This is a genomic window from Leucobacter exalbidus (assembly GCF_017834145.1).
GTDB lineage: Bacteria > Actinomycetota > Actinomycetes > Actinomycetales > Microbacteriaceae > Leucobacter > Leucobacter exalbidus.
On record NZ_JAFIDA010000001.1, the window covers coordinates 1169774 to 1196575 of the forward strand.

The 26802-nt window shown below is 58.5% G+C and carries 21 protein-coding genes and 1 riboswitch; of the genes, 17 read left to right on the forward strand and 4 right to left on the reverse strand.

What is annotated here, in order from left to right:
* The first annotated feature begins 207 nt into the window (after window positions 1-207).
* A complete protein-coding gene (locus JOF28_RS05325; protein ID WP_209704829.1) occupies window positions 208-1143 on the forward strand; it encodes an AraC-like ligand-binding domain-containing protein in 936 nt (311 codons plus the stop codon).
* Window positions 1144-1147: 4 nt separating this feature from the next.
* On the opposite strand, the gene JOF28_RS05330 is transcribed toward JOF28_RS05325, so the two are convergent.
* On the reverse strand, window positions 1148-2059 hold the full coding sequence (locus tag JOF28_RS05330) for a LysR substrate-binding domain-containing protein (RefSeq protein WP_209704830.1): 912 nt from the start codon (window positions 2057-2059) through the stop codon (window positions 1148-1150).
* A 106-nt stretch (window positions 2060-2165) separates the two neighbouring features.
* Here JOF28_RS05330 and JOF28_RS05335 point away from each other — a divergent pair, with 106 nt between their 5' ends.
* The 6 genes from JOF28_RS05335 to JOF28_RS05360 all read left to right on the forward strand — a co-directional run bounded on the left by JOF28_RS05335 (window position 2166) and on the right by JOF28_RS05360 (window position 8222).
* Window positions 2166-3359, forward strand: a complete 1194-nt coding sequence (locus JOF28_RS05335; protein WP_209704831.1) for an acyl-CoA dehydrogenase family protein — start codon at window positions 2166-2168, stop codon at window positions 3357-3359.
* Window positions 3360-3376: 17 nt separating this feature from the next.
* Entirely contained in the window at window positions 3377-4942 is a 1566-nt protein-coding gene (locus JOF28_RS05340; RefSeq protein WP_209704832.1) for a class I adenylate-forming enzyme family protein, read from the forward strand.
* The gene (locus tag JOF28_RS05345; RefSeq protein WP_209704833.1) at window positions 4943-5719 is read left to right on the forward strand and encodes an enoyl-CoA hydratase/isomerase family protein; all 777 of its coding nucleotides are present in this window, start codon (window positions 4943-4945) and stop codon (window positions 5717-5719) included.
* A 2-nt stretch (window positions 5720-5721) separates the two neighbouring features.
* On the forward strand, window positions 5722-6138 hold the full coding sequence (locus JOF28_RS14910; protein WP_209704834.1) for a PaaI family thioesterase: 417 nt from the start codon (window positions 5722-5724) through the stop codon (window positions 6136-6138).
* Window positions 6135-7148: a CaiB/BaiF CoA transferase family protein gene (locus tag JOF28_RS05355; protein ID WP_209704835.1), complete on the forward strand. Its 1014-nt coding sequence runs from the start codon at window positions 6135-6137 to the stop codon at window positions 7146-7148. Before JOF28_RS14910 ends, JOF28_RS05355 begins: the two co-directional genes overlap by 4 nt.
* Before the next feature lie 66 nt (window positions 7149-7214).
* Window positions 7215-8222, forward strand: a complete 1008-nt coding sequence (locus JOF28_RS05360) for an enoyl-CoA hydratase/isomerase family protein (protein ID WP_209704836.1) — start codon at window positions 7215-7217, stop codon at window positions 8220-8222.
* A gap of 290 nt (window positions 8223-8512) precedes the next feature.
* Here JOF28_RS05360 and JOF28_RS05365 read toward each other — a convergent pair whose 3' ends face one another.
* A complete protein-coding gene (locus JOF28_RS05365) occupies window positions 8513-9184 on the reverse strand; it encodes a hypothetical protein (protein WP_209704837.1) in 672 nt (223 codons plus the stop codon).
* Window positions 9185-9215: 31 nt separating this feature from the next.
* Window positions 9216-9333: riboswitch (SAM riboswitch) on the reverse strand.
* 143 nt (window positions 9334-9476) lie between these two features.
* Between JOF28_RS05365 and xylA the strand changes: the two genes are divergently transcribed.
* Both xylA and xylB read left to right on the forward strand, forming a co-directional pair.
* Window positions 9477-10664: a xylose isomerase gene (xylA, locus tag JOF28_RS05370; RefSeq protein WP_209704838.1), complete on the forward strand. Its 1188-nt coding sequence runs from the start codon at window positions 9477-9479 to the stop codon at window positions 10662-10664.
* 78 nt (window positions 10665-10742) lie between these two features.
* Window positions 10743-12161 carry a xylulokinase gene (gene xylB, locus JOF28_RS05375; protein ID WP_209704839.1) on the forward strand — a complete coding sequence of 473 codons (1419 nt, stop codon included), beginning with the start codon at window positions 10743-10745 and terminating at the stop codon, window positions 12159-12161.
* Between the two features lie 171 nt (window positions 12162-12332).
* Here the strand turns inward: xylB and ectB are convergent, their stop codons facing one another.
* Together ectB and JOF28_RS05385 are read right to left on the reverse strand one after the other, a co-directional pair.
* Entirely contained in the window at window positions 12333-13598 is a 1266-nt protein-coding gene (gene ectB / locus JOF28_RS05380) for a diaminobutyrate--2-oxoglutarate transaminase (protein ID WP_209704840.1), read from the reverse strand.
* Between the two features lie 168 nt (window positions 13599-13766).
* Window positions 13767-14951 carry an ROK family protein gene (locus JOF28_RS05385; RefSeq protein WP_209704841.1) on the reverse strand — a complete coding sequence of 395 codons (1185 nt, stop codon included), beginning with the start codon at window positions 14949-14951 and terminating at the stop codon, window positions 13767-13769.
* Between the two features lie 256 nt (window positions 14952-15207).
* On the opposite strand from JOF28_RS05385, the gene chvE reads away from it, so the two are divergent.
* From chvE to JOF28_RS05425, 8 genes are all read left to right on the forward strand, one after another.
* Window positions 15208-16338 (forward strand): multiple monosaccharide ABC transporter substrate-binding protein, encoded by a 1131-nt coding sequence (chvE, locus tag JOF28_RS05390; RefSeq protein WP_209704842.1) that lies wholly within the window; start codon window positions 15208-15210, stop codon window positions 16336-16338.
* A 100-nt stretch (window positions 16339-16438) separates the two neighbouring features.
* Window positions 16439-17980, forward strand: coding sequence for a multiple monosaccharide ABC transporter ATP-binding protein (gene mmsA / locus JOF28_RS05395; RefSeq protein ID WP_209704843.1), 1542 nt, complete (start codon window positions 16439-16441; stop codon window positions 17978-17980).
* Window positions 17980-19173: a multiple monosaccharide ABC transporter permease gene (gene mmsB / locus JOF28_RS05400; protein WP_209704844.1), complete on the forward strand. Its 1194-nt coding sequence runs from the start codon at window positions 17980-17982 to the stop codon at window positions 19171-19173. Before mmsA ends, mmsB begins: the two co-directional genes overlap by 1 nt.
* Window positions 19174-19363: 190 nt before the next feature.
* Window positions 19364-20833, forward strand: coding sequence for a DUF262 domain-containing protein (locus JOF28_RS05405; protein ID WP_209704845.1), 1470 nt, complete (start codon window positions 19364-19366; stop codon window positions 20831-20833).
* Window positions 20830-22908, forward strand: a complete 2079-nt coding sequence (locus JOF28_RS05410; RefSeq protein WP_209704846.1) for a DUF262 domain-containing protein — start codon at window positions 20830-20832, stop codon at window positions 22906-22908. Before JOF28_RS05405 ends, JOF28_RS05410 begins: the two co-directional genes overlap by 4 nt.
* A 120-nt stretch (window positions 22909-23028) precedes the next feature.
* Window positions 23029-23991 carry a class I SAM-dependent methyltransferase gene (locus tag JOF28_RS05415; RefSeq protein WP_209704847.1) on the forward strand — a complete coding sequence of 321 codons (963 nt, stop codon included), beginning with the start codon at window positions 23029-23031 and terminating at the stop codon, window positions 23989-23991.
* Between the two features lie 74 nt (window positions 23992-24065).
* A complete protein-coding gene (locus tag JOF28_RS05420) occupies window positions 24066-24497 on the forward strand; it encodes a hypothetical protein (protein WP_209704848.1) in 432 nt (143 codons plus the stop codon).
* Between the two features lie 143 nt (window positions 24498-24640).
* Window positions 24641-25897: a serine hydrolase gene (locus tag JOF28_RS05425; protein WP_209704849.1), complete on the forward strand. Its 1257-nt coding sequence runs from the start codon at window positions 24641-24643 to the stop codon at window positions 25895-25897.
* The last annotated feature ends 905 nt before the right edge of the window (window positions 25898-26802 follow it).

Sequence of the window (26802 nt, forward strand, 5' to 3'; positions counted from 1 at the left end):
AAAGTCGCTGTCAGCTTCACCAGTATGTGTGAGCGCTGAGACAAGAACTTGTCTCTGGCCGCACGCCTGATGGGATTCCGCGCAACGACGACGACGCAGAAGAAATTTGAGCAGCAAAAACCTCTTAACAAGTTCCGGCCCTACAATCAAGGTGTTACACCGTGCAAGGAGGCATAAGTGATAACCGAAATAACTACTCAGCACCATATGGAGTCATATGAGTCATTGAGCTTTCACGATTGGATTCGTCTTGTCGGAAACCGGTTCGTGCCGCTTTCCATCTCAGCAGTTTCCCCCAAAGAGTTCTCTGGAAATTTCCGTACGAGAAATATCGGCTCAACTAGCATCACAGATATCCAAGCTTCTCCACATAGTGTGCACCGTCAAATGCACGCGATCCGTCGTGATCAAAATCACCATCTTAAATTGAGCATGCAGCTCGAAGGCTCAGGGCTAGTACTCCAGGATGGACGCAGCGCGCGACTGGAACCAGGCGACGTTGCAATCTATGACACTTCGCGTCCTTACACAATCGAATATGACGAGCCCATGCGTTCTCTTGTCATGGTTTTTCCGCATAAGATGCTCGGCATCTCAGCTCATCTCGTACAGACCATGACTGCGTCGAGATTGGCTGGTGATACAGGGATAGGACGGGTCATCTGCCCCTTCATGCAGCACATGGCCGAGAATCTAGATGAGCTCGATGGTGTGAATGGCTCCAGAATTATGAATAGCGCGTTCGAGCTCATCACAGCATTGATTTCTTCCGAGCTTCAGACGATGGCTGCTGCTTCTCCTTCAATGTTGACGATTGAGACCGTGCGACTTTTTATTGATTCGCATCTCAGTGACTATGAATTGAATACGGACTCAATTGCCAAAGCCCACTTTATTTCCGCTCGTCAGCTGCAGTACCTTTTCAAAGAAGAGGACTTGACGGTATCTAGTTACATTCGAAGCCGCCGCCTTGAGCGATGCCGGCTTGATCTGGAAGATTCGGCGCTGCACCGTCGATCCATCTTGCAAATTGCGCAGGCTTATGGGTTTAACGATTTAAGCCATTTCAGCAAGCTTTTTAAAGCAACCTACGGATGCAGCCCCAGGGAACATCGCGCGTCTAGGATTCCGGCCAACATCTAGTTGATTAGGTGAAGTCACCGCTGAGTTCATCATGGGTGAGCTGCCAGAAAGCTGTCGCACGTCTTGTGAGTTGTGCTCGTGCCAGGTGACAGAGAACGATAGCTTCCGGGGGTAGCTCTTCAGCCAGAGGTACAGCAACGATACCCAAATCGTTTGGTAGCCCTGCGCTACGTTTTCCCATTACCACGAGACTAAATCCGAGCCCTCTGCGAACTAACGCGCGCACGTGTTCTAGGCTGCGCGAACGATAGCGAATTGTCGGCGTCACCCCCACTGTTCGGAAAGCTCTAATGATGAATTCCTGGCTCGGATCAGCATCTAGAAAAATCATGGGCTCTTCGCTCAGCTCACGCAGGCTGAGCGCAGAAGCACCAGCTAGCCGGTGGTGGGTGGGAAGCAAAATATGCGGGGTCAGTTCCATCACTACGGAACGTTCCAAACCGACTTGATTAATTCCTTCAACCAGTATTGCAATTTCAATACGCCCGGTGTCTAGTTCGCGCAGAAGTTCGGCATGCGAACCTTCGATGAAGTCCAGTCGTACCTCTGGATAAAACGATTCAAACTGCTGCAGTAGTCGTGGCATTAAGGACGGCGCTAATACGTCAAAACAGCCAACGACCAGTTCGCCTTGCAACTGGTACTGGAGATTATTTGCCGCAAACTTCATCTCTTCAGCATCTGAAATCAGCTTGGCCGCTCTGGGTAGGAGTTCCCGACCACTTGCTGTCAAGCTCAACCCAATTCCTCGCTGCCTCACAAAGAGTTGCAGATCCAGCGTGCTTTCCAAATCGGAAATTGCTGCTGACATTGCAGACTGCGAGACAAACATTTCGTCAGCAGCACCCTGAGTTGTCCCGGTTTGTGCCGTGGCAACGAAATATGCAAGTTGCTTCAGAGTGAAATCGTTTCCCATGGCAACCAGATTAATCGATATGAGATAGAGGGAATAACTATTTTACAGATAGCTAGGGATCGAGGAGAGTTACGAGTATCTTAAGTCCCCCCAAGGAGCGGATCCCATGAATACCGTTTTAAACCTTGAAACACCAGATTTACAAACCTCCAGTGCCATCAGCGAGGACCAGCTTCGAGCCTCAGCACGCGAGTTTGCTGAATCCATCGCAGATGGGTATCACGCTCGGGCTACCAGCACGGAGTTTTTTTGGGATATCTACCGCGAGATGGGCAGCCGCGGATTCCTTGCACTCTCCACGCCAATTGAACAAGGCGGCTTGGCAGCTTCAGCTCTTTGCACCGGCATAGCAATGGAAGAAATCGGTCGCGCCGATTTTAATGTAGCGTTTGCACTGTTCGGTGCACTTTGCACCAATGAGCTATTGGCCAAGCATGCAACTCCGACCGTTCAGAAGGAGTGGCTCGCACCAGCGCTCAAGGGCGATACCGCCATCGGCTTTGCTCTCACGGAGCTGGTGGCAGGCTCAGACTCTCGAAACATTCAGACTCAGGCCAAGCGTACTGATGACGGTTGGGTGTTGAACGGGCACAAAACCTCCTCAGGGTTCGCAGTCGTCGCGGGCGCAGCAGTCGTATTCGCCCGGACCTCCGACGATCCACGCAACGGCATCACGCCGTTCCTTGTCCCACTCGACTCACCAGGTGTTGAACGGCGACGCATTCCCAGCCTAGGGTTCGTCCCCACTGGTCGAGGTGAATTCTCCCTCAATAATGTTGTCGTTCCTGATGCCTATGTAATCGGAGAGGTCGGACTCGGTTTCAATCTGGTCAGCGAGTCCTTCGATTACACACGCGCACTTATCGCGCTCCTAGCAGTGGGTTCAGCGGATTATGCCATCCAGCTCGCCGTTGACTGGGCTCAGGAACGTGAAACATTCGGCGCTAAACTCGCCACCCGCCAAGGAATTACGTTCCCTGTCGCAGAGCATCTCACCCGAATCGCGGCGTCTCGGCTTCTCGCCTATGACGTGCTGAAGCGCAAGGACTCGGGGCTACCCATTACTCGCGAGGCAGCCATGTCAAAGTGGTTCGCCACAGAGACAGCGGTTAATGCTGTCCATGAGGCGATAGTCATTCTCGGCCACCGCGCATATTCCGAGGATCTCCCCCTTATGCAGCTTTTCCGAGACGTGCAAGGTTTAGAAATTGCAGAAGGGCCTTCCCACATCCAGAAGATGATAATTGCGCGTGAAGTATTCGGGCGATCCAGTCTGTCACGGACTCCCGCTTCAGCTTAAGAAAGCACAGATATCAAATGATGAGAACCATTGATAATTTTGACGCCGGATTCGCGACAGCACCCAACCGCACATTTCTTCTCGACGCGGAATCAGGTGAAACGCTAACGTACGATGAGGTGTCGAAGTTCACCCATCGATTCGCTCATGCCATTCGCACGCACGGTCTTGGTAAAGAATCAAAAATTGCAGTGCTGTCACACAACAGCACGCTGATGTATCAGTGTGTGCTTGGGGTATTACGTTCCGATGCCATCTGGTTGCCTGTGAACGCGCGCTCTGGCGTCGACGAGATGGTTGATGTCTTGACTCGTTTCGAGTGCGACCTCCTCTTCTATGAGGGGAGCGCTTCAGCCGTTGCTGAGTCATTCGCTTCGTTACCGGGAAACGAAGCGAATATCGTTCTCTTAACCAAACAAACCGTCACGGACTGGATGGGGACACAGCCCGATTCTGCTTTCCAACCGGCACCCGACAATTTAGACACCGTGTACGCGATCCAAGCTACAGGTGGAACCACCGGGGTTCCTAAGGCTGTGCAATTCTCAAACCGCAATGCTCGGTCCATTGTCTCTAGTTTCATGACTGTTGCTCCGTTCCATGCTTCGGCTGGCGCCCCGCACCCTGTCTATTTGGCGACGGCGCCCCTTAGCCATGCTGCCGGCCAATTTATGCAGCTCATCATGCGCCAAGCAGGAACAGCGGTCATCCCTCATGGCGCTACCCCGGCCGACTTACTCAAACTCATTGAGGAGTACCGAGTAACGCACACGTTCCTCCCTCCAACTGTTATTTACGGGATGCTAGACGAACCCGAACTTAACGCCCATGACTATGGGAGCCTTCAGTACCTCGTTTATGGGGCTTCTCCGATGTCTCCAGTACGACTCGCTAGGGCTATCAAGGCGTTCGGTCCAGTACTTGCTCAGTTGTACGGCCAAACTGAAACAGGAGTACCAAACACGTGGTTATCACCGCAGGACCACTTCATCAACGGTGATATTGCACCTCCCGATCGCTTGTCGTCTGCGGGGCGCATCGTTCCAGGTACGCAACTTGTGATCCTCGATGAGAGTGGGAACTCCGTTCCGACGGGATCAACCGGCGAGATTGCCGTGCGCGGAGAAGGAGTGACGCCTGGATATTACAAGGATGAAGAAGCTACCGCGGCAGCTCGCCACGGACAGTACTTTCTCACTGGCGACATTGCTTATATCGATGAGAGTGGCTTCGTCCATATTGTCGATCGCAAGAAAGATGTCATTATTACCGGTGGTTTTAACGTGTATTCAGCTGAAGTCGAGCGACGGATACTCGCCTTTCCTGGCATCGCCGAATGCGCTGTACTCGGTATCCCCGACCCCAAGTGGGGCGAAAGCGTTACCGCTCTTATTGAACCAATTCCCGGCAACAATATCGTCATCGATGAGCTGCGCGCATTCTGCAGAGAGGCTTTAGGGCCAGTCAAAACTCCGAAGACTTTCATAGTCCGCGATTCTCTTCCCAGAAGCGCCGTGGGAAAAATACTCAAACGGGAACTGAGACAAGAATTTTGGTCAGCTAACGAAAGGATGGTGTCATAAATGCCCCAGGATGAGCTGCTCGTACATGAGCAAGACAGCATAATGACGGTCACCCTGAATCGACCCGATGCGCTCAACGCGTTGACTATCGGCATGATCGATACGTTCAGCACCGCGTTGGATCAAGCACTCAAAAATGACGTCAGAGTCGTAGTCATTGCCGCAGCTGGACGAGCCTTTTGCGCAGGCATGGATGTCAGCGGATTCGGCAAAGAACCCGGAGATTCTCTCCCAGCGCTTGCACACTTACAGGATTTCCTCGTACGCCTGGCAGAATTTCCCAAGCCAGTAATTGCACAGGTTAATGGCACCGCCATGGGCGGAGGCACCGAACTCATCCTTGCCGCTGATTTTGCCATAGCAGCGGAAACTGCGCGGGTAGGTGACGGTCACACAAACATAGGTGTGATTCCGGGTGGAGGCGGAGCTACTTTACTCGCCCGCCGGGTACCTGTTTCAATCGCCAAGTATGTCGTATTCACAGGGATACGACTCACAGCGAGTGAATGGCAACGCTACGGATTATTTGCAGAGGTCGTCCCTCTGGACGGGCTAGCCTCTCGTGTTGCTGAGTTGGCTACATCCATTGCAGACAAAAGCCCTTTGGGCCTTTCCACCATCAAAAGCCTCATGCTCGAGTCTGCAGCTGACACAGATCCGGCCACTTCGCTTGCACGAGAGCTTGAAGCCAACCGAACATACTCCACTAGCTATGACATGAGCGAGGGTTTACAAGCCTTTGCAAACAATCGTAAGCCGAAATTCCTGGGCCGGTAATCATGTCCATTTCAATCGCCTCTGTGCAGAGCATTCTGGCAATCGATCCTGCGACGAGGAATGCCGGCATCATGGTCGAACATGCGTCTCCTGATGAATTAGTACTGGCACTCCAGGTCACTAGCTCGCACACCAACAGTGCCGGAATATGTCATGGCGGCATCATCTTCCTATTAGCCGATTCTGCTTCAGGAATTGCCGCAAACATTGGTACTGGAGATTCCGTTTGGGTAACCACCGCGTCTCAGGTACATTATCTTGCTTCGGCACGCCCTGGAGACCGGCTATGGGCGTCCTGCCGACTCCGGTGGCCCGCCGGGTCGGGAATCGCTCACTATGAAACGATCGTGACCGATGGTAATAACGTGGTATCTGTCGTAGATGCAACAATGAAACGGGTAAGAGGAGCTGCCCGTTGAAAGCGCTCAAGGGCATTCGGATTGTTGAATTTGCAGGGCTGGGACCGCTCGAACACACCGGCATGATGCTCTCTGACCTCGGCGCTGATGTCATTCGAATAGTTCGCCCAGGTACCAGTTATCAAACGAGCCCCATTCTTCGCAATCGCACTACTCATTCGCTAGATCTCAAAGCACCTGAGGATCTTCGTACTGCACGAAACTTCATCACGCAGTCAGATGTCGTCCTCGAAGGTATGCGTCCAGGGACCATGGAACGTCTGGGGTTGGGGCCTAACGAGTTTGCTGAGGTCGCCCCTAAACTCGTGTACGCACGGATGACAGGCTGGGGACAGGCCGGACCGATGTCGCAACGAGCAGGGCACGACATCAACTACTTAGCTCTGACCGGAGCACTTTGGAGCACTCGTCGTACCGGCGACCGCCCTGTACCACCGCTTAATCTTGTCGGAGATATTGGTGGTGGTTCGATGTTTCTCATCGTGGGAATATTGGCTGCTCTGATCAACCGAGACCGCACAGGATATGGCTCCGTTATCGATGCTTCCATCGTGGATGGGGTTTCTTCACTCTTGCAGAGTGTGCATAGTCTCCGTGCGGATCAAGAGTGGTCCGATGAGCCCGGAGATAATTTGTTCGACACCGGTCGTCCCTGGTATGACGTCTATCGCTGCGCCGATGAAAAATTCATAGCGGTGGGCGCGATAGAACCCCAGTTCTATCACGAGCTTGTTGCAGGGCTCGAACTAGATATATCGTCGCTCCCCCACCGCTCAGATCCGCAGAACTGGCCAGCCCTCAAGAAACTGTTCACAGAGGTCTTTGCCACCCGAAGCCGCGACGACTGGGCTCAACGCTTTGAACAAAGTGACGCCTGCGTGACCGCAGTACTCAGCATTGCAGAGGCACCCGCTGGACACCATCTACGGTCTCGAAACACACTCTTTCCCGTTCCCGGAGGATGGTCTGCCTCGCCAGCACCAAGGTTCACGCCGCTGGTCCCTGAGTAAGCCCTGATCAGCGTAAAGCATTTTATCGATTCAGCTTCACGAGCCTTTCACCATTGGAGTATAAGCATGTCCATACAAGACGTATTGATTCGCAAGAGCGGCCGTGTGCTGCATATAACGTTGAACCGACCACGCGTCATTAACGCGCTCACCCCTGCAATGAGTATCGCGATCGAGGATGCTCTCGTTGCCGCAATCGATGATCCCGATATCGAGGGGGTGCTCCTTGACGGCGCAGGAGAACGCGGCCTTTGCGCTGGCGGCGACATCAACATGTCGGTCTCTGGGGACTACGACGGTCTGCAAAGGTTTTGGGAGCAGGAATACCGGCTGGATCTGTTCATCTCCAAATACCCGAAACCATACATTGCATTCATGGAGGGGATCACTATGGGAGGAGGGATTGGCCTCTCCGCACATGCATCGCACCGCATAGTGAGTGAACGATCACGGCTCGCACTCCCCGAGGTACGGATTGGATTCATCCCAGACGTGGGAGGCACTCACATTCTCGCGAATGCGCCTGGTGAACTTGGCACTCATCTTGGGCTTACAGCCGGGGACATGACCGCCGGTGATGCGATTGCATGCGGTTTTGCCGATTACTTCGTTTCGGAAGACCTTCTGGCTGATTTAAAACATCGCATTATCTTCGGAGAGGACTCATTCACCGAAGAAATCAAGCAGCTAGCTTCCCCTGCGCCCGATTCCAATCTACTAAAACAGCAAAAATGGATCGATGATGCATACTCGGCGAACGATATTGGCGAAGTATTGGCTAGGCTCGACGCTCGTTCGGAGCCGGAAGCTCATGAGGCTGCAACCATCATCCGACAGGTTTCCCCCACTTCTGTTGTGATCACGCTTGCTGCGCTTCGAAAGGCAAGAGAGCTCAACAATCTCGCATCAGCGTTCGATCTAGAGCTTCGTATTGGGGCAGCGTTACTCCGAACTTTTGATATGGGCGAGGGTGTACGGGCCCAGATCATCGACAAGGATCGCAATCCTCAATGGCAACCAGCTCATATTGCTGACGTTGACAAGAGCTGGGTCGCATCGCTTATCAAGGGCTAGATAACAGCATGTCAACATGGCTTTGGGCATCATATAGTTGAGCAAATTGACGCACCGCTGATTACATTTCATGCGATCACTGTGTCAGAGCGGCAATCAGACAGAGCACCTATGTATCGATTATCGGAATTTAGCGATACGCCCGTTGTATTCGAATATTCCGATAACGCCTCCCCTGGCTCCCTGCACCATGCCATTCACGAGGCTCCGCTGTGCAGCAGTCACGAGCAACTAGCGCGAGGGACTCGGCGGCGCGATCCGAATCAGCTCCAGATCGCGCCGCCTCACCACTAGCTGCGACGCACATCACTCGGATCGTAGGTGGGCTTGCCCAGTGCTTCTTGGTGCGTGCGATAGGAGCGCGGGTCGAGCCCCGCGTCGGCCAGCTCGCGTGCCCGCTCGGGATAACTGAACACTTCAGGCAGTTCGCCTCGCTTCAGCCGCTGCAGAGCCTCGCCCCTCACCTGCGAGCCCGGGTGCACGAAGCCGTGCGGTTCAAATTGGAAGAGGTTCCAGCACCAGGCCGTGGCTTCAGCATACGAAAACCCTCGCCAGCGCCCCTCCGTGACTAATTGCTCTGCGGTGTCCGCCGCGTAAGCCGCCTCGATCTTTCTCCACCCGAGCGCTAAGCGTTCTGCTGCGGCCCGAGATTTCTCGTTGTCGTGCGCGCCCTTGATCGCGGCCACGTGTGCGGCCACTTCTGCATAGGTCAACTGTTCGACGCTGCCGTCGTCAGCCACTCGAGTGAACTGTGCCGGTTCACACGACCGCAGAAAGTTTTCAACCCGGGCCAGTTTCACGCGTTCGCTTCCCGTGAGGTTCGACCCTGATTCGGTGCCCAAACCCAGCCCGGTCCACCACGGCGCACGCGCGTGCGATGCGGCGCTGCGCGACCCGAGAGCTTCAGCGGCGGTGCGGGCTCCGGCCGAGCGAATTTCGTTGAGGGTATGAGAATCAAACATGGGGCAGCGCCCCTCTCCGGGGCATTCACCCCATCGAATCTTGTAGCGCGAGAATTCGCGTTACCCGTTCTTCCCCTGGGACACCCGGGAATCGATGGATTCGGGTTGTCGCGTAACCGGCCAGGTACCTACGGTTACGACTCTTGAACGTGAAACACACGCTAGCACAGGGCAACGACAACCGGCAGAATTCCTACGCCAGATTGCTTCGGCGACCATAGACACCCCGCCCAAAATGCTATATGTTGTCATCAACTACATATCCATGTTTTGTTATCGCAAAGGAGCGATTATGGTTCAGCCCACCCGCGAGGATCGTTTTTCATTTGGCCTGTGGACCTTCGGGTGGCAGGCCCAAGATCAGTTCGGTGGCCCGACGCGTTCGGCCGTTGACACCGTCGAATCGGTGCACAAGCTCGCCGAAATGGGCGTCTGGGGCATGACGTTCCACGACGACGACCTGTTCGCATTTGAGAGCACCGACGCCGAGCGTCGCCGCGAGATCGACCGCCTCAAAACCGCGCTCGACGACACTGGCCTCGTGATCCCCATGATCACCACCAACCTCTTCAGCCACCCCGTGTTCAAGGATGGCGGCTTCACGTCCAACGACCGCTCGGTGCGCCGCTTCGCCCTGCGCAAGGTGCTGCGCAACATCGATCTCGCCGCCGAAGTAGGCGCCGAAACGTTCGTGATGTGGGGCGGCCGCGAGGGCAGCGAATACGACTCGGCCAAGGATGTGCAGGCGGCGCTCGCCCGCTACCGCGAATCGGTCAACCTGCTCACCGAGTACGTCACCGAAAAGGGCTACAACATTCGCTTCGCGATTGAGCCCAAGCCCAACGAGCCCCGCGGCGACATTCTGCTGCCCACGCTCGGCCACGCCCTCGGCTTCATTGAGACGCTCGACCGCCCCGATCTCGTCGGCATCAACCCCGAGACCGGTCACGAGCAGATGGCGGGCCTCAACTTCACGCACGGCATTGCGCAGGCCCTCGATGCCGGCAAGCTCTTCCACATCGACCTCAACGGTCAGCGCAGCATCAAGTTCGATCAAGATCTCGTGTTCGGTCACGGCGATCTGCAGAACGCGTTCTCGCTCGTCGATCTGCTCGAGTTCGGCTCCCCCACCGGCGGCCAGACCTACACCGGCCCCCGCCACTTCGACTACAAGCCCTCACGCACCGAGGATTCGAAGGGTGTCTGGGATTCAGTCAGCGCCAACATGCGCATGTACCTGCTCCTCAAGGAGCGTGCCGCGGCTTTCCGTGCCGACCCCGAGGTTCAGGAGGCACTCGAGGCCGCAAAGGTGGCCGAGCTGCGCCAGCCCACGCTCAACGAGGGTGAGACGCTGAACGAACTGCTCGCAGACCGCTCAAGCTACGAGGATTTCAACCCGGCGCCCTACTTCGACGGCCGCGGCTTCGGCTTCGTACGCCTGCAACAGCTGGCCCTCGAGCACCTCATGGGCGCTCGCTAACCACCACATCACCACTGAGCGGGGAGGGCGCAGGCCCTCCCCGCTCCCGTTGTACGCCCCCGCACCAAGGAGTCAGGCATGCTCGTCGCCGGCATTGATAGTTCTACCCAAAGCTGCAAGGTGGTCATTTGCGACGCCGGTACCGGTGAGGTGGTGCGGCAGGGCCGCGCCCCGCATCCCCCCGGCACCGAGGTCGATCCGGCCGCCTGGTGGGAGGCGCTCCAGGTCGCAATCACCGAAGCCGGTGGGTTCAATGATGTCTCGGCGATCTCGATCGGGGGCCAGCAGCACGGCATGGTGGTGCTCGACGACACGGGCCGCGTCATCAGGGATGCGCTGCTCTGGAACGATACCCGCTCTGCCCCCGCTGCCGCCCAGCTGCGCGAGGAATATGGTGAGGCCGCCCTCGCCGAGCGCACCGGGCTCGTGCCGGTGGCCTCGTTCACGATCACCAAGCTGCGCTGGTTGCGCGATACCGAACCGCAGCATGCCGCGCGCGTAGCCGCGGTCGCACTCCCCCACGACTGGCTCACCTGGCGGCTCGCGGGCTTCGGGCCTGCGAGCGAAAGCCCGAACGGCCCCGATCTTGCGGCACTCACCACCGACCGCTCCGATGCGAGCGGCACCGGGTACTGGAGCGCCCGCACGGGCGCCTACGACCGCGAGCTACTCGCGGCGGCCCTCGGGCACGACGCGATCGTACCGCGGGTGTTGGGCCCCCTCGAACTGCACGACAGCGGCACCGGATCAGGCCTCGCAAACGTTCCGGCCGGCATCCCGATTGCGGCCGGTGCTGGCGACAACGCGGCCGCTGCACTTGGGCTCGGGCTCAAGGCCGGTGATGCCGCCATCTCGATCGGCACGAGCGGCACCGCGTTTGGGGTAGCGACCGAACCGACCGCCGACGCCTCTGGCACCGTGGCCGGGTTCGCCGATGCCTCCGGGCACTATTTGCCGCTCGTCGCCACCATGAATGCGGCTCGCGTGCTCGACAGTGTCGCCGAGCTCTTAGGCGTCGATCACGACGAACTGGGTAGGCTTGCCCTCACCTCTGCCCCGGGGGCTCAGGGGCTCGTGCTGCAGCCTTATTTTGAGGGCGAACGCACCCCCAACCTGCCCGACGCCACCGCCACCCTGTTTGGCATGACGCTTGCGTCAACAAAGCGCGAGCACCTCGCCCGCGCCGCCATCGAGGGCATGCTGTGTGGGCTCGCGAGTGGGCTGAACGCACTGCAAGACACCGGGCTCACCCCGCGCTCGATCACGCTCGTGGGCGGGGCCGCCATGAACCCGGCGATTCAAGAGATCGCCGCCGAGGTGTTCGGGCTGCCCGTGCGGGTACCGAAGCCAGGCGAGTACGTGGCGCGCGGCGCAGCCCGTCAGGCGGCCTCGGCGCTGCGCGGCGCATGGCAAGACTGGCCGCTCGATCTCGTGCGCGAGCTCGCCCCCGCCCCGCAGCCCGTGATCCGCGAGCAGTACGCAGCACGCGCCCAGTAACTCGCGGGTGCGCGGCGCGCATACCCGTCTGCACTCCGAAGCTATTGAATTGCGGGCGCAGTAGCTCCGCACCAACACAAAAACGTCGCTGTGTGGGCACCTGATGGGTGCCGACACAGCGACGTTGTTGTGGTTTCGGGGCGGCCGCGAGATGGCGGCCAGCCCGGGGCCTTACGCCGAGAGCACCGCCGTGAGTGATTCGCGCACGATCTGCAGACCACGGTCGAGCTCGTCAGCCGTAATGGTGAGGGCAGGCAAGAACTTCAGCACCTCGTCGTGGGCACCCGAGGTCTCGATGACGAGCCCGCGCGTGAACGCCTCTGCCGAAACCGCACCCGCAAGGGCAGGGTTCTTGGTCGATGCGATGCCGTACATCAGGCCGCGGCCGCGCACCGTGAACTCGGCTTCGGGGAACTCCGCGGCAATCGCTTCGAGGGCGGCGCGCAGCTGCGCCTCACGCTCGGCAATCGAGTCGGTGAACGCGGTGTCAGCCCAGTAGGTTTCGAGGGCGGCGCGTGCCGAAATGAAGGCGAGGTTGTTACCGCGGAAGGTGCCGGTGTGTGCGCCGGGCTCCCACACATCGACCTCTGCGCGCAGCAGCACGAGGGCCATCGGCAGACCCGAAGCCGAGATCGACTTCGAGACGGTAACGAGGTCGGGCACGATGCCAGCGGCTTCGAAGCTGAAGAAGTCGCCACTGCGACCCACGCCAGCCTGAATCTCGTCGAGGATCAGCAGAATGCCGCGAGCCTCGGTGATTTCGCGCAAGCGACGCAACCAAGCAATGCTTGCCACGTTGATGCCGCCCTCGCCCTGAATCGCTTCGACGATCACGGCGGCGGGCAGGTCGACCCCTGATCCGGGATCATCAAGCAGGCGCTCGAGCAGATCGAGAGTGTCGACGTTGTCGCCGAGGTAGCCGTCGTAGGGCAGACGGGTGACGTCGCCGAGCGAGACACCGCCGGCCGCACGGTACTTCTTGTTGCTGGTTGCGGCGAGCGCGCCCAGGCTGAGCCCGTGGAAGGCGTTGGTGAAGGCGATGACGTTGGAGCGGCCGGTGGCCTGGCGTGCGACCTTGAGGGCGGCTTCTACAGCGTTGGCCCCGGTGGGGCCGGTGAACTGGATCTTGTAGTCGAGACCGCGCGGGGCAAGCACAATGCGCTGGAACGCTTCGATGAAGTCGCGCTTAGCGACGGTGGCCATGTCGAGGCCGTGGATGATGCCGCCGCTTTGCAGGTACTCGATGAGTGCCTGCGTGAAGATCGGGTTGTTGTGCCCGTAGTTGAGCACGCCAGCACCGGCGAAGAAGTCGAGGTATTCCTTGCCGTCTTCGGTGTGCAGGGTCGAGCCCTGCGCCTGCTCGAACACTACCGGGAACGAGCGAACGTATCCGCGTACCTCAGATTCGAAGCGGTCAAAAATTTCAAGGCCAGTCACAGATATCTCCTTGGTACGAGGGAGCGGGATCAAGCCGCTGGCTCCCCGGTTGAACAGCAACTGTTCATTGCTTGTTGCGGTGCGAAGTGTAGGGGTACACACTTCGGGCGTAAGACCCGCACGCGATCATCTACTCAGGTAGTTTACCCGCTGTACATGACAGCCGCGTTACCGCGCCCGGTTCTCGCCGAACCCAGCCGGGTTCGTGAGCACGGTCTCGAAGATGCGTTCGCCGGCACCCACGAGCACTTCGTGGGAGCCGAGGCCGCCGCGCACCAGCTCGACGTGCGCGGCCAGCTGGTGAAACGATCGCTGGGCGATGCGCTGCCGCAGGCGCTCGGGCCTGGCTTCAAACAGAGATGAGAGAAACCCGCCGAGCACGATGAGCTGCGGCGCGAATGAGCTAATGAGGGTGGCAATGCCGTCGCCGAGCCAGTCGATTTGGCGGTCGATTTCGCGGGCGAGATCTGCGTCTTGATTGTCGATGAGTGCGCGCTCGAACTCATCGGCATCGAGGGAGGGTGTGCCCATGGTTTTGAGCAGTTCGCCGCGGTTCACGAAGCGCTCGAGGCAGCCGCGTTGGCCGCAGAAGCACGGTGGCCCCGCGGGGTCGATGACGATGTGCCCAAACTCGGCGCCGTAGCCGCGGTAGCCGCGCACCGCGTGGCCGTGCACGTAGGCTCCGCCGCCGATGCCGCCGGCAGATCCGTTGAGGTAGAGCATGTGGTTGACGCCGCGGCCCGGGCCAAACTGGCGCTCGGCGATCGCCCCCAGCTGGGCGTCGTTGGCGACCACGACCGGGGTGTCGAAGCGGGCCTCGAGCATCTCACCAAAGGGCACTTCAGACCAGCCGAGGTTGGGGGCGAGGGTGACGGTGCGGGTGGGGGCCTCGACGAGCGCCGGCACCGCGGCACCTAAGCCGATAAAGCGGTAGGGGCCGGGGAACTCCGCGTGGAGATCGGTGACAACCTCGGCAATCACGTCGATGGTCTGCTCGGGGGTGTGCCCCACTTGCATGCTGCGGCGCACGCGTTTGTGCACCACCCCGCCGAGGCCAATCACGGCGACGATAATCGCGTCGACGTCGGGGTAGACGACGATGCCCACGATGTGGGTATTGATGGCCACGATGGGGCTGGGGCGCCCCACCCCGAGGCGTTCTTCGGGCAGCGCTTCAGATGCGAGACCCACATCGATCAGTTCGGCGACGAGCGCCGCGATCGTCGACCGGTAGAAGCCCGTGAGCCGCGTGAGTTCAGCACGCGACTGCGGGCCGTCGTAGTGCAGCGCACTGAGTACTCGCACGAGATTGCCGCGCCGCACCTGCTCGTTGCTGCGTTGATGCTGGTTCATGCACGCTTCCGTTATGAGGTTCTGGCTCGCGCTCCGTTGCCCGAGATCTGTACTCCTACGACGTTCTCAGTATTGGGGCCCGAAATCAAGCTCACGCGGCATGTGTAACAAGTCGGAAACGATCAGGCATATGCGTGCGGTTTTGGACTTGACACGCCCACCCCTCGCGAATAGGTTGTTAGGCACGACAAATAGCCGACACAGAAGTCGGAAATGCGTTCAGATCAGATGTTGTTCAGAGAGGAACACCCATCCCATGAAGACCAAACGCGCCCTCGCGGCTCTCGCCCTGGTGGGCACCGCCGCACTCGGGCTTTCAGCCTGCACCTCAAGCCCCGCTTCCTCGGGTGAAGCCGCAGCGGGCGGCGACGCCGCAGGCGTCGAATGCAACGTCGGCATCTCGATGCCCACGCGCAGCCTCGAGCGCTGGATCAATGACGGCGAGCAGTTGCAGGCCGCCCTCAAGGATGCCGACTGCACCACCGACCTGCAGTACGCAGACAACAAGACCGATCAGCAGATCTCGCAGATTCAGAACCAGATCGCCGGCGGCTCAAAGATTCTCGTGATCGCGGCCATCGACGGCGAAGCCCTCGCCCCCGTGCTCGCCGACGCCAAGAAGCAAGACGTCACGGTGATCGCGTACGACCGTCTCATCAACGGCAGCGAGAACGTCGACTACTACGCCACGTTCGACAACTACCAGGTGGGCCAGCTGCAGGGCGAGTACATCGTCGAGACCCTCGGCCTCGAGGGCACCAGCGAGACGTTCAACCTCGAACCGTTCGCCGGCAGCCCCGATGACAACAACGCCAAGTACTTCTTCTCGGGCGCCTGGGATGTGCTGCTGCCCTACATCGAGAGCGGCACCCTCGTGGTCCCCTCGGGCAAGTCACCTGCGACAGTCGATGACTGGGCCTCGATCGGCATTCAGGGCTGGGATTCGGCCAAGGCACAGGCCGAGATGGATAACCGCCTCTCATCGTTCTACACGGGCGACGAGAAGGTCGACGTCGTGCTCTCCCCCAACGACAGCCTCGCCATCGGCATCATCGCGTCGCTGAAGTCGGCCGGCTACAAGCCCGGCGCCGACTACCCCGTACTCACGGGGCAGGACGCCGATAAGGCAAACGTAAAGGCCATCCTCGACGGCCAGCAGTCAATGACCGTGTGGAAGGACACCCGCACCCTGGGCGACCGCGTATTCGAGATGACGCAGTCGATCGTGGCAGGCGAAGAGCCCGAGGTCAACGACACCGAAACATACGACAACGGCAAGAAGGTTGTGCCCTCCTACCTGCTGCCGCCTGAGACGGTCACCGAAGACGTTGTGCAGACGAAGCTGATTGATTCGGGCTTCATCAAGGCCAGCGACGTCGGGCTCTAACCCCCACTCGCGTGTGCCGGGCAGGAAGCTTCCTGCCCGGCACACTGCACGTTTTTCGATCTTAACTTTTCAGTAGTTCGGCCTATACCCAGGAGGTCTCATGCCCGAACCTACGATTCTTGACATGCGTGACATCGTCAAAGAATTTCCCGGCGGCGTGCGCGCGCTCGACGGCGTCTCACTGAGCGTCACGGCTGGCGAGGTGCATGCGATCTGCGGCGAGAACGGCGCAGGCAAATCCACCCTGATGAAGGTGCTCTCGGGCGTCTACCCGCACGGCAGTTACCAGGGCAGCATCAGCTTTGATGGCCACCCGGCCGAGTACCGCAACATCACCGACAGCGAAGCCGACGGCATCGTCATCATTCATCAGGAGCTCGCGCTCAGCCCCTACCTGTCGATCGCCGAGAACCTGTTCTTGGGCAACGAGCGCGCCAAGCGCGGCATCATCGATTGGAACCGCACCAACCTCGAAGCCATGGTGCTGCTCGAGCGCGTGGGCCTGTCTGAAAACCCGGCGACCCCCGTGCAGCAGTTGGGCGTGGGCAAACAGCAGCTCATCGAGATCGCTAAGGCGCTCGCCAAAGACGTAAAGTTGCTCATCCTCGACGAGCCCACCGCGGCGCTCAACGACGACGACAGCGCACACCTGCTGCAGCTCATCGACCAGCTACGCACGCAGGGCATCACCTGCATCATCATTTCCCACAAACTCAAAGAGATCCAAGAGATCGCCGACTCCGTCACCATCATTCGCGACGGCAAGACGATCGAGACCTTCTCCATGAGCGAGGAGGGCGCAAGCGAGGCCCGCATCATTCGTTCAATGGTGGGCCGCGAGCTCTCGCAGCTCTTCCCCGCGCACGTTCCCAACATCGGCGCAGAAATGCTGCGGGTGGAGGGGTGGACGGTACGACACCCGCAAGACCACGACCGCCTCGTCGTTGACGACGCCAGCTTCTCGGTGCGCGCGGGCGAGATCGTCGGGTTCGCCGGTCTCATGGGCGCGGGCCGCACCGAGCTCGCAATGAGCATCTTCGGCCACAGCTACGGCACCGTCCTCTCAGGTCACGTCTATAAAGACGGGGTCGAGATTCACACCCGCACGATTCCCGAGGCCATTTCACACCGCATCGCCTACGTCACTGAAGACCGCAAGCGCTACGGCCTCAACCTCATCGAATCGATCACCTCGAACATCACGATCGCGGGTATCGGCGCCGTCTCCAAGCGCGGCATCATCAACCCATACCGCGAGAACTCGATCGCCGAGGGTTTTCGCACCCGCATGGGCATCAAAACCCAAAGCGTCGCAACTCACACCGGCAAGCTCTCGGGCGGCAACCAGCAGAAGGTAGTGCTGTCGAAGTGGCTGCACACCGGGCCCGACGTGCTCATTCTCGATGAGCCCACCCGCGGCGTCGACGTCGGCGCGAAGCACGAGATCTACACTGTCATCAACGAGCTCGCCCAGCAGGGCAAAGCCATCGTTGTTATTTCTTCTGAGCTGCCCGAACTGCTCGGCCTCTCAGATCGCATCTACACCATTGCCGAGGGCCAGGTCACAGGTGAACTCCCCCGCGCAGAAGCCACCCAAGAAGCCTTGATGACCCTCATGACTTCACGAAAGGATCGCAGCTGATGAGCTCGCAAACGACCGCGGGGTCCAAGCCCCGCAAACCTCGCGTCAGCTTTAACGTGCGCCAGTACGGCATCTTGGTGGCACTGGTCGTCATTATTTTGCTGTTCCAGGTACTCACTGCCGGGCGCCTGCTCATGCCTGGCAACGTCAACAACCTGATTCAGCAGAACGCCTACGTGCTGATTCTCGCCATCGGCATGGTGATGGTGATTATCGCCGGGCACATTGACCTGTCGGTCGGCTCGGTCGTCGCCATGGTCGGCGCCGTCGCCGCGATAGCGATGCAAAACTGGGGGCTACCTTGGTGGCTCGCCGTCATCCTCGCCCTCGTCATCGGTGCGCTGGTGGGCGCCTGGCAAGGCTTCTGGATCGCCTACGTGGGCATTCCCGCGTTCATCGTGACGCTCGCCGGCATGCTGTTGTTCCGTGGCCTCACCCTCGTGCTGCTCACCGGCGGCACCATCAGTGGTCTCCCCGAGCCCTTCGTGGCCATCGGTGCGGGCTGGCTGCCCGGCATCTTCGGCGGCATCGCGTACCACGACACTCTCACCCTGATGCTCGGGCTGATGGCGTGCGCGTTCTACTTCGTTGATCGCCTGCGCAATATGCGCAACAGCCGCAAGCTCAACCTGCCCGTCGAGGCCGCCGGTCTCTACTGGGGCAAGTTTGTCGTCGCGTCCGCCGCGGTCATGGCACTCGCCTGGCTGCTCGCCGGCTACAACGGCACCCCGATCATTCTGGTCATTCTCGGCGGCCTGATTCTGGCCTACTCGTTCGTACTGAACCGTTCGGTGTTTGGCCGCCACATCTACGCCATCGGCGGCAACCGCTTCGCTGCTGAGATGAGCGGCGTCAACACCCGCCGTGTCGACTTCATGCTGTTCGTCAACATGGGTGTGCTCTCTGCCGTTGCCGGCATCGTCAGCACGGCCCGTGCGGGCGGCGCGGTTGCCGCGGCCGGCCAGAACTACGAGCTCGACGCCATCGCGGCCGCCTTCATCGGCGGCGCTGCGGTGCAGGGCGGCGTGGGCACCATCATCGGGGCGGTCGTCGGTGGCCTCGTGATGGGCGTGCTCAACATGGGCCTGTCGATCCTTGCGGTCGACGCGGCCTGGCAGATGGCCATCAAGGGACTCGTGCTGCTGCTCGCGGTCGCCTTCGACATCTGGAACAAGAAGCGCTCGGGCAAGTAAACGCTCTTGTAGTTTCTGTCGCTGCTGCTGAGTGGGCGGGCACCTGTTGGGTGCTCGCCCACTTTGCTGTGGGCGGTGATTGCAGCGCCGGATCGGGCCTGCGTTCGTCGTTCCGTGCTCTGTCGCAGGTCAGCACTAGGCTGAATCTGCAGAGAGTCGAGCAATGCCGTCGACGTACAAGGGAGAACGCGTGACGATTAAAGAGGTCGCCTCAACATCAGTGGGAAAGCTGTTTCTTCTTCCCCTTCGTATTCCGAGCTACCAGCGGCCTTATTCATGGGAACCCGGTACCGCGCTGCAATTGTTTGAAGATCTCTGCGACGCATTTGAGGCCTCACTCCTTACCGACAGCACCAGCGCTGACACTCAGACACCCCCGTATGTGCTCGGCACGGTTATCTTGCATGATCGCGTTGAGGACCCCACAGCATCGACGGCCGAGCAGGGTCGGGTCTACGACATCGTCGATGGGCAGCAGCGCATCCTGACACTGCGCATGTTGCTCAAGATCCTCGAGACGCCTACGCCCTCTGGCGAAACTGTCGAGACTTCCACGCCCCCTCAAGGTTTCCAGTCGTCCAGTTTCACGGGCTCAGCCCTCGCCACAGCGGAACCCGCCATTCGCATCGCCCGTGCCGCCCTATCTCGAGCTGTTCGTCAAAGGTTTGGCTCAAATCACGACGATGCCAACCGCGACCGGTTCACATGGTTCGTACGTGAGCGGTGCCAGCTCGTCAGAGTAGTGACGGATAGCGAGGACGAGGCGTTTCGAATCTTTGATTCTCAAAACTATCGAGGAAAGCCTTTGGCCCCTCACGATCTCCTCAAAGCGCATCATCTGCGGGCGATGGAAGGGGAAAGCGAAGCAACGATTCATGCGGTGATCGAGCGTTGGGAATCAGCAGGAGACGACGCGTTGAATCGCCTGTTTTCGCTTTATCTCTATCGCATCGCCCGCTGGTCCCATGGTGAGCGAGCGACTTCGTTCACGGACCGGGACATCCACATGTTTAAGGGCCTCACGCAAGAGGATGCCCAGACCCCCAGCCTGAGATACCACCTGGCCGCGCAGTCGGCGCTCCCATTGCTGAATAGTTGGTCGGGTTCCCACGCCACGCCTCAGCGCACCCAGGCATCCGATACGCACGATCGAGAACGGGAACACAGCCGTTTCCAGCTCACTGCTCCGATCCTTGCCGGTCGTGCATTCTTCGAAATGACGGCATTCATGTTGTCGGAGTTGCAACGGCTCTCAGCACGGGAGTTCCCTGTGGCCGTAGACAAGGCTTCCCCAAAAGACAACACGTTTGAATCTTGGCAACGCCGGCATCGCTACCAGAAGTCCGTAGACCTGTATCTCGCGGCCGAGCTGTTTTACGTCAACCGGTTTGGCGAGCAGCAACTTCCAGCCGCCCAAGATGCACTCTTCGTGTGGGCGTTCCAGCTTCGCACTCGCCAACTGCGCATCCAACACAAGTCGATCGACCTCCTCGCATCCGGTGCCGCGGCTCAGGGAAGCCAGCCTCAGCCCACGCCATTCAAGATGTTGAGAGAGACCCATGACGGTCGAATTGTGAATCGACTCGAACCCGAAGTCAGGCAGTACCGCGATGGCTTCGAGGCAGAGCTGTTCGCAGAACTACTCAGGAGAAGCGCATGACCCTCACCACAGATCTTCGATCCGAAGCGCTCTCGGTCGCTGGCGTATTCAGCCCAGATTCCCGGTACTCAGTCCCCGCATATCAGCGAAACTATGCGTGGGAAACACCACAGATCGAGCAGCTCATCCTTGATATCAAGGCTGCGATGCATGAACAAACCGGTGACCAAGCGCCCAAGAGTTACTTCCTGGGCAACCTCGTCGTTCAAGCCCGTCCGTTGTCCCCCGGCAGCAAGATCACCGAGTACTCGGTAATTGATGGGCAGCAAAGGCTCACTACGCTTACGCTCCTGTTGTCGTACCTTTCACGGGCGCGTAAAAACAGTCTTCAGTTACCGTCGAACCCCATCGAAAATCTGACGTATGACTCCAGGCCGCGCTCTGCCGAGACGCTTCGCCTCATTTCACATGTGACCTCAGCGGGCGAACTCCCTGAGGAAGATCGGCTCGATGCGGGGATCGTCAATGCATTTGGCATCATTTCCCAGACGCTGAAGCAGCTGGACAAAGATCTCAATTTGGATGCCTTTACCCGTTTCGTTCTAGATCAGGTCACGGTGGTTCGCGTTGAGTTGCCTTTCGGCACAGATCTCAACCGATACTTCGAGATCATGAATACACGCGGTCAACAGCTCCAACAGGTCGACATTGTCAAAGCCCGCCTCATGAGTGTGCTCCACAACGGAAACCACGACCCCGCTGCATCAGCCGTTGAGGTTGCTGCCTTTGCATGGATCTGGGATGCGTGCGCCGAGATGCACTCGTATGTTCAACAGTCGCTCACGATGGGTAACACGTCGCTGCGTTCAAAGATGTTCACGGCTGGCACCTGGGCCTGGCTGAAACCCCAAAGCTTCGCCGAGCTCGTGGAGTCTTGGACGGCGGCCCCGCCAAGTAGTGCAGACCCGTGCGACTCCAGCAGCAGTCAATCGGGCTTTCCCCGAGCAACCACGATGTCACTCGACGAGGCAATCAAGTACTACGAGGCGGTGCCCGCCGACATCGCCGAAGAAGAATCCGACGCAGAACAGTTTCGTTCGACCATCGAGTACCCGTCATTCCTCATGCATGTACTCAAGGTATTCAAGGGCCACGCCGCGGAGGCCGACGGCGGGCTTGACGACAGCCATCTCATCCGTTCGTTTGACGAAGAATTCAGCAAGCATGACGCCGAACACGTGCGCGAGTTCATCTTCCTCCTCCTACGAGCCCGTAATTTGTTCGACGCGTTTATCCTGAAGCGTGAATATCTCGCACGCTCTTCCGATGAAGGTATGTGGTCCCTGCGCCGGGTGGTGAAGCGTTCAAGCCGTGAGTCACGGCGTGGGCTTGAACGGCAGTCAATCGGATATGTTGGCACCTTTGCACCAGGCGAACATCCTGAAGACTCGGATTCAGACGTTGAGTACACAGCCTCTGAGATTCAGACCCACGTTGTAAGACCCGGGCAGTTCGTCCCTGGCGGTCTGTTGCAGCTTCAGTCCATGCTGCGCGTCACGTACACTTCCCCTCGAACCATGCATTGGATCACGCTGGTTCTGGACTTTGTTTTGCAGCAGCCAGACCCCACGAACGTAGCTGAGCGAGATCTCCTTGAGATCCTCCTCACACACACTCGATCGCGCGTTCACGATGCTTACTTCGCAGACGTGCCTCCGGTGGGGTTTAGTATTCCGCGCATCGTCTTTACATACCTAGATTTTCTCCTGCTGCGTGGTAATCATGTGCCGGGGTTTAGCAGCAGCTTCACCTTTGGATTTCGAACCTCAATTGAACATTTCTTCCCACAGCATCCCTCGGAGCAACCTGGTGAAGGCGAAGCCGTCTCAAACGAGCTACTCCATTCACTTGGCAACCTCGCGCTCGTCAGCGTGAGCAACAACTCTCGTTTCAGTAATTTGCTCCCCGGAGCTAAAGCGGAGGGGTTCAAAACAACCATCGAGACACAAAGCCCCAAACTCGCGCTCATGGCGTCCATGACTCGAGCTGCGGGGGCCTGGAATGATGCGCTCGTCAAACAGCACCACGAAGACATGGAACGCGTGCTACGAGAGGATCTCAGCAACTGGTCCTAATATTTCAACAGTCCTACCACTCTCAAGGTCGCGATGTCTGAGGCTGACGCTATGTTTCAACCATCAACCTACGACGCGGTCACTAAGCGTTGGAGCGAGCTTACGAGCAGGGAGTAACGGATGAATCAGACTCAGATCAACCAGTTCGACGAGGCCAAGTCACCTTCGCCTTCAACTAGCCGAATCACGCGTGCAGATCTCGACTGGTGGTTGAACATTGCACCAACGCTCGATTGGGCGTTTGCGGTGACGTATGCCGATAGCGCTCCGCACCATTATGTAGTCAAAGATAGAACGCCAGAGCTCACCCCGGAGGACTTCGTACGTGCTGGCCGAGTAATCCGAACGTTTGGTGAGCTCGGTAAATTCTTCAAGCGAACCAATCTCTATCTCATTTCGCCTGACGGACGATATCGATGGTGGGGCATGGATCACGACGTTGCTGACACCGGGATCATCAACCGCGCAGACGCGTCACACATCTACGGACCGCAGAATGCCCCGCGAACAGTGAACGAGAACGGGTGCGGTGTCGATTCCTCATACGATGAATTCGCGAGCTATTGGGATACTACCCATGCAGCAACAGATGAGGAACGTCGCGATTACTCACTGTTAATACGAGAACTCATTGGAAACAGACCTCAACGAGTCCTAGATATTGGGTGCGGCACTGGGCTGGCGCTAGATCTTGGCATCACCACACCTGAGCGCTACGTTGGCGTGGATCCGAGTCGAGCGATGCTGAATGAACTGGTCTTGAAGTATCCTCACACCGCCGGCATCCACCCGGTGAAGTTCGAGACGGTTCTGCAGGAGCGTTTCCTTTGCGGCACAAAATACAATGCTGTGCTCGCGCTTGGCGGATCAGCCTCGTATCTGACTCCCGAAGAGATATACGGGATTCCAGATCATGCCTCAGGCCCCATTGTGCTCGCCCATTACGCTACTGATCTGGAGCCAATCGCAAATGATCTCGACGCATCCACGCGTGCTGCTTCGTTCTCCGCCACTCAGCAACTTGTCGAAGCTCGAGGCGGCCGAAGCATCAACATTGGACGTTTCATTGTGAGCATTTTCTAGCTGACTCTTTGATTCCTCAAAACAGCCAAAGGCATAGCCTGTAGCCCAATACACCCGATCGAACGGAAGACATCATGACCAACAAATCAGAACCGATCGATCCCCTTGCGCGAGGCGCCGTTTCCTTCGAAGCTGCTTTGCACCAACGGGGCATTTCTCTGGCGAATCAATCCTTCTTAAAAAACCTCAGCGCAACGATCAACATTGCTGGATGCGTTCCAATGGAGTCCTACATCAAGGTAGAGCGAGTCGAAGGCGGCCCGGCACTGCAGGTGCACGCCGGCTATACGAACGGCTTCCGTTCCGCAGAGGAGATCCGTCACATATTTGGTGAGGTCGACCTTTGGCCGAGTCAAAGATTCGACGGCGCGTGGGGTGTGACGCACCCTGACAGCGGAATCGGGCGAGCAGACAATCGGGAGAAGAGTGCCGAGATCATTCGTAAGGTTTGCCCCACGTGCTTCATTCTTATGGCGGCGTCGGGTGTCTGTAGTTCCTGCGAATAGCGGCCCTGCTCTGCTGGAGCTGCCGTTGGCATGGGTAATTCAGCCAGCAAAGAGAACTGCGGTCGTTTCGCTGGTTAGACTTTTCAACCAATGGCGATGAGAAGATCCTTAGTGGTTTCCCGGAACCGCTAAAGAAAGGCATCATGACACAGCTTGGAGTTCCAGATTTTGAGCTTGGTGAGGCACCCGGCGGAGTCATTTCGCGCTATTCCGATGGCGTCCCCACGGTTTCTTTTGCCCTGGTCGACAAGACCGGCGCAGTGCTTCGGGAGCATGAGGCCGAGCGCACGTTCTACGTTGCCCCCGCTACAGGCGTCGGCAGGCTCGTCGCGACAGCATCCGCAGACGAAGACCGCCAAGCAGAGGTCCCCCAGCAGACCTCAGCTCTCGGGCTGGCACGACTTGCGTTTAAGCTCGGGCGAAGCGAGGCCATATCCACCGGGAGCCAGGACGGCAATTACAGCGACAGCGACACTGGAGTCGCACACGACGTCACCTTCATCGAGCTAGATGGGCAGACCCTTTGCCTGGCAGCATGCACCCGCGGATACACCGCGCCACAGGGCGCCACAGTCTTTCGTGCAATTTCACACGCACTCCTCCAGGAGACCAACGACGCCCCCGCCAGAAACCCATCGTTGTCGTACACGCTCTTAGACTCCGCGGGCAATACCACTGACGGGTACGGCGAAGAGCACGAGTACTACGCCGCCAGCACAGTCAAGCTCGCTGTCGCCGCGGCGGTGCTGCTGCGGGTCGACGCGGGTACGCTCTCGCTCGAGCACACCCTTCCGAGCACCCGCACGTATGCGAGCCGCCTCGCCGGCAGCCCTGCATTCACGATCGGCGCCGGCGAAGCCGACCCGGGGATGCCCACAGAAGGCGCACCTGTATCTCTCAGTTGGTGTCTCGAGCGCATGATCACGCACTCCTCAAACGAGACCACAAACCTACTCACGGAGTTCATCGGACTCGGCGCGGTAGACGAAGCGTGCAAACAGTTGGGTATCACCGAGGTTTCGATGACCAGACTCATCTGCGACTATGCCGCGAGTCAAGCTGATTACACGCACACGGCAACAACTCGAGGGCTCGCTCGCTTGGTCTGGGAGCTGACCTGCGGTGAACACTTCAGCATGGCGTCGCGCGAGCAAATGCTCAAGTTACTCAGAGCTCAGTACTTTCCGATCATCAGTGCCGGACTCCCCGAAGGCACGGCATGGGGTTCCAAGAGCGGATGGGATGACGGCATCAGGCATGATGTCGCCGTGATCGGAGAACCTGGCGGCTCGGACTTCCGTGTGCTTGCGGTCTGTACCGAAGGGTTCACCCCGCGAGGCGCGATCGAACTCATTACCGTACTCACGAGAGCGATTGACCCCACCCGCACGAGGCCTTAGCGGTCGGTGCCGAGATGACCTGCTGACCACCTCAGCAGATCACACCTCAAGCTGATGCTTGGAAACTAACAACCAGAATGTAAATTTCCAAGCACAACTTCCCTACCCCAGCGCCCAGGATAAGAAGTCATCGATCGCAATTACGGGATTGTATCGTTGCTGAGCCTTTTGCTTTACAAAGCTGAGGACGTAATTAACTTACAGCCGTTCGTGTTATTACGAATGGCATCGCAGCCAAAATAAACTCGTCTGCTTCGTATGCCACTGGTCCGACAAATTCGTATATGGGCGGCACGACAATAGCGCTGTCTAAATGCAAAACGGTAGATTCACCACGGTTAGCCTGTAGTTCCTTGCCCCGGACTGCTCAGCCGGGCGGTAAATGCTCGAACCAGAGCTTCCAGATCAACAGCATCGCTGACCGGAAAGGCAGGGAGAGGGCTAATGGGATATTTCGGTGATGCACTAGCAAGAGAGCACATTGTCGAACTTTCGGCACTCATGAGGTCTCTGCACGAGAGCCACGTCGTAATGGAGCGAACACCGATTGATGATGTGCTCGCCGCACAGATAGAGAAGAGCACGAAGCTGGGCGACTATTGCGGAGCTTGAGGCAAAACAAAGCCGGTCAAATGGCGCGGTAATGAGAGCCACCCACCACAGACATGTCGCTAAGCGACCAAAAGCACCGCGTCGCAAGCAGCTTTAATTATTCCGCCGAGTCAAGCTTCAGCGCCAAACAAAGCGAAGTTTCTATCGAGCGAGTCCAGATCGGGTTGACATGATTTGAATCTGCGACTCCTTGACCTCAGGCAGATGAATCAGATGACTTTCATTACTTGATTAGGGCTTTGGCGTTCCATACATTGCAGAGCGCGTCACGTTTTGCAGGCTTTGCGGAACGT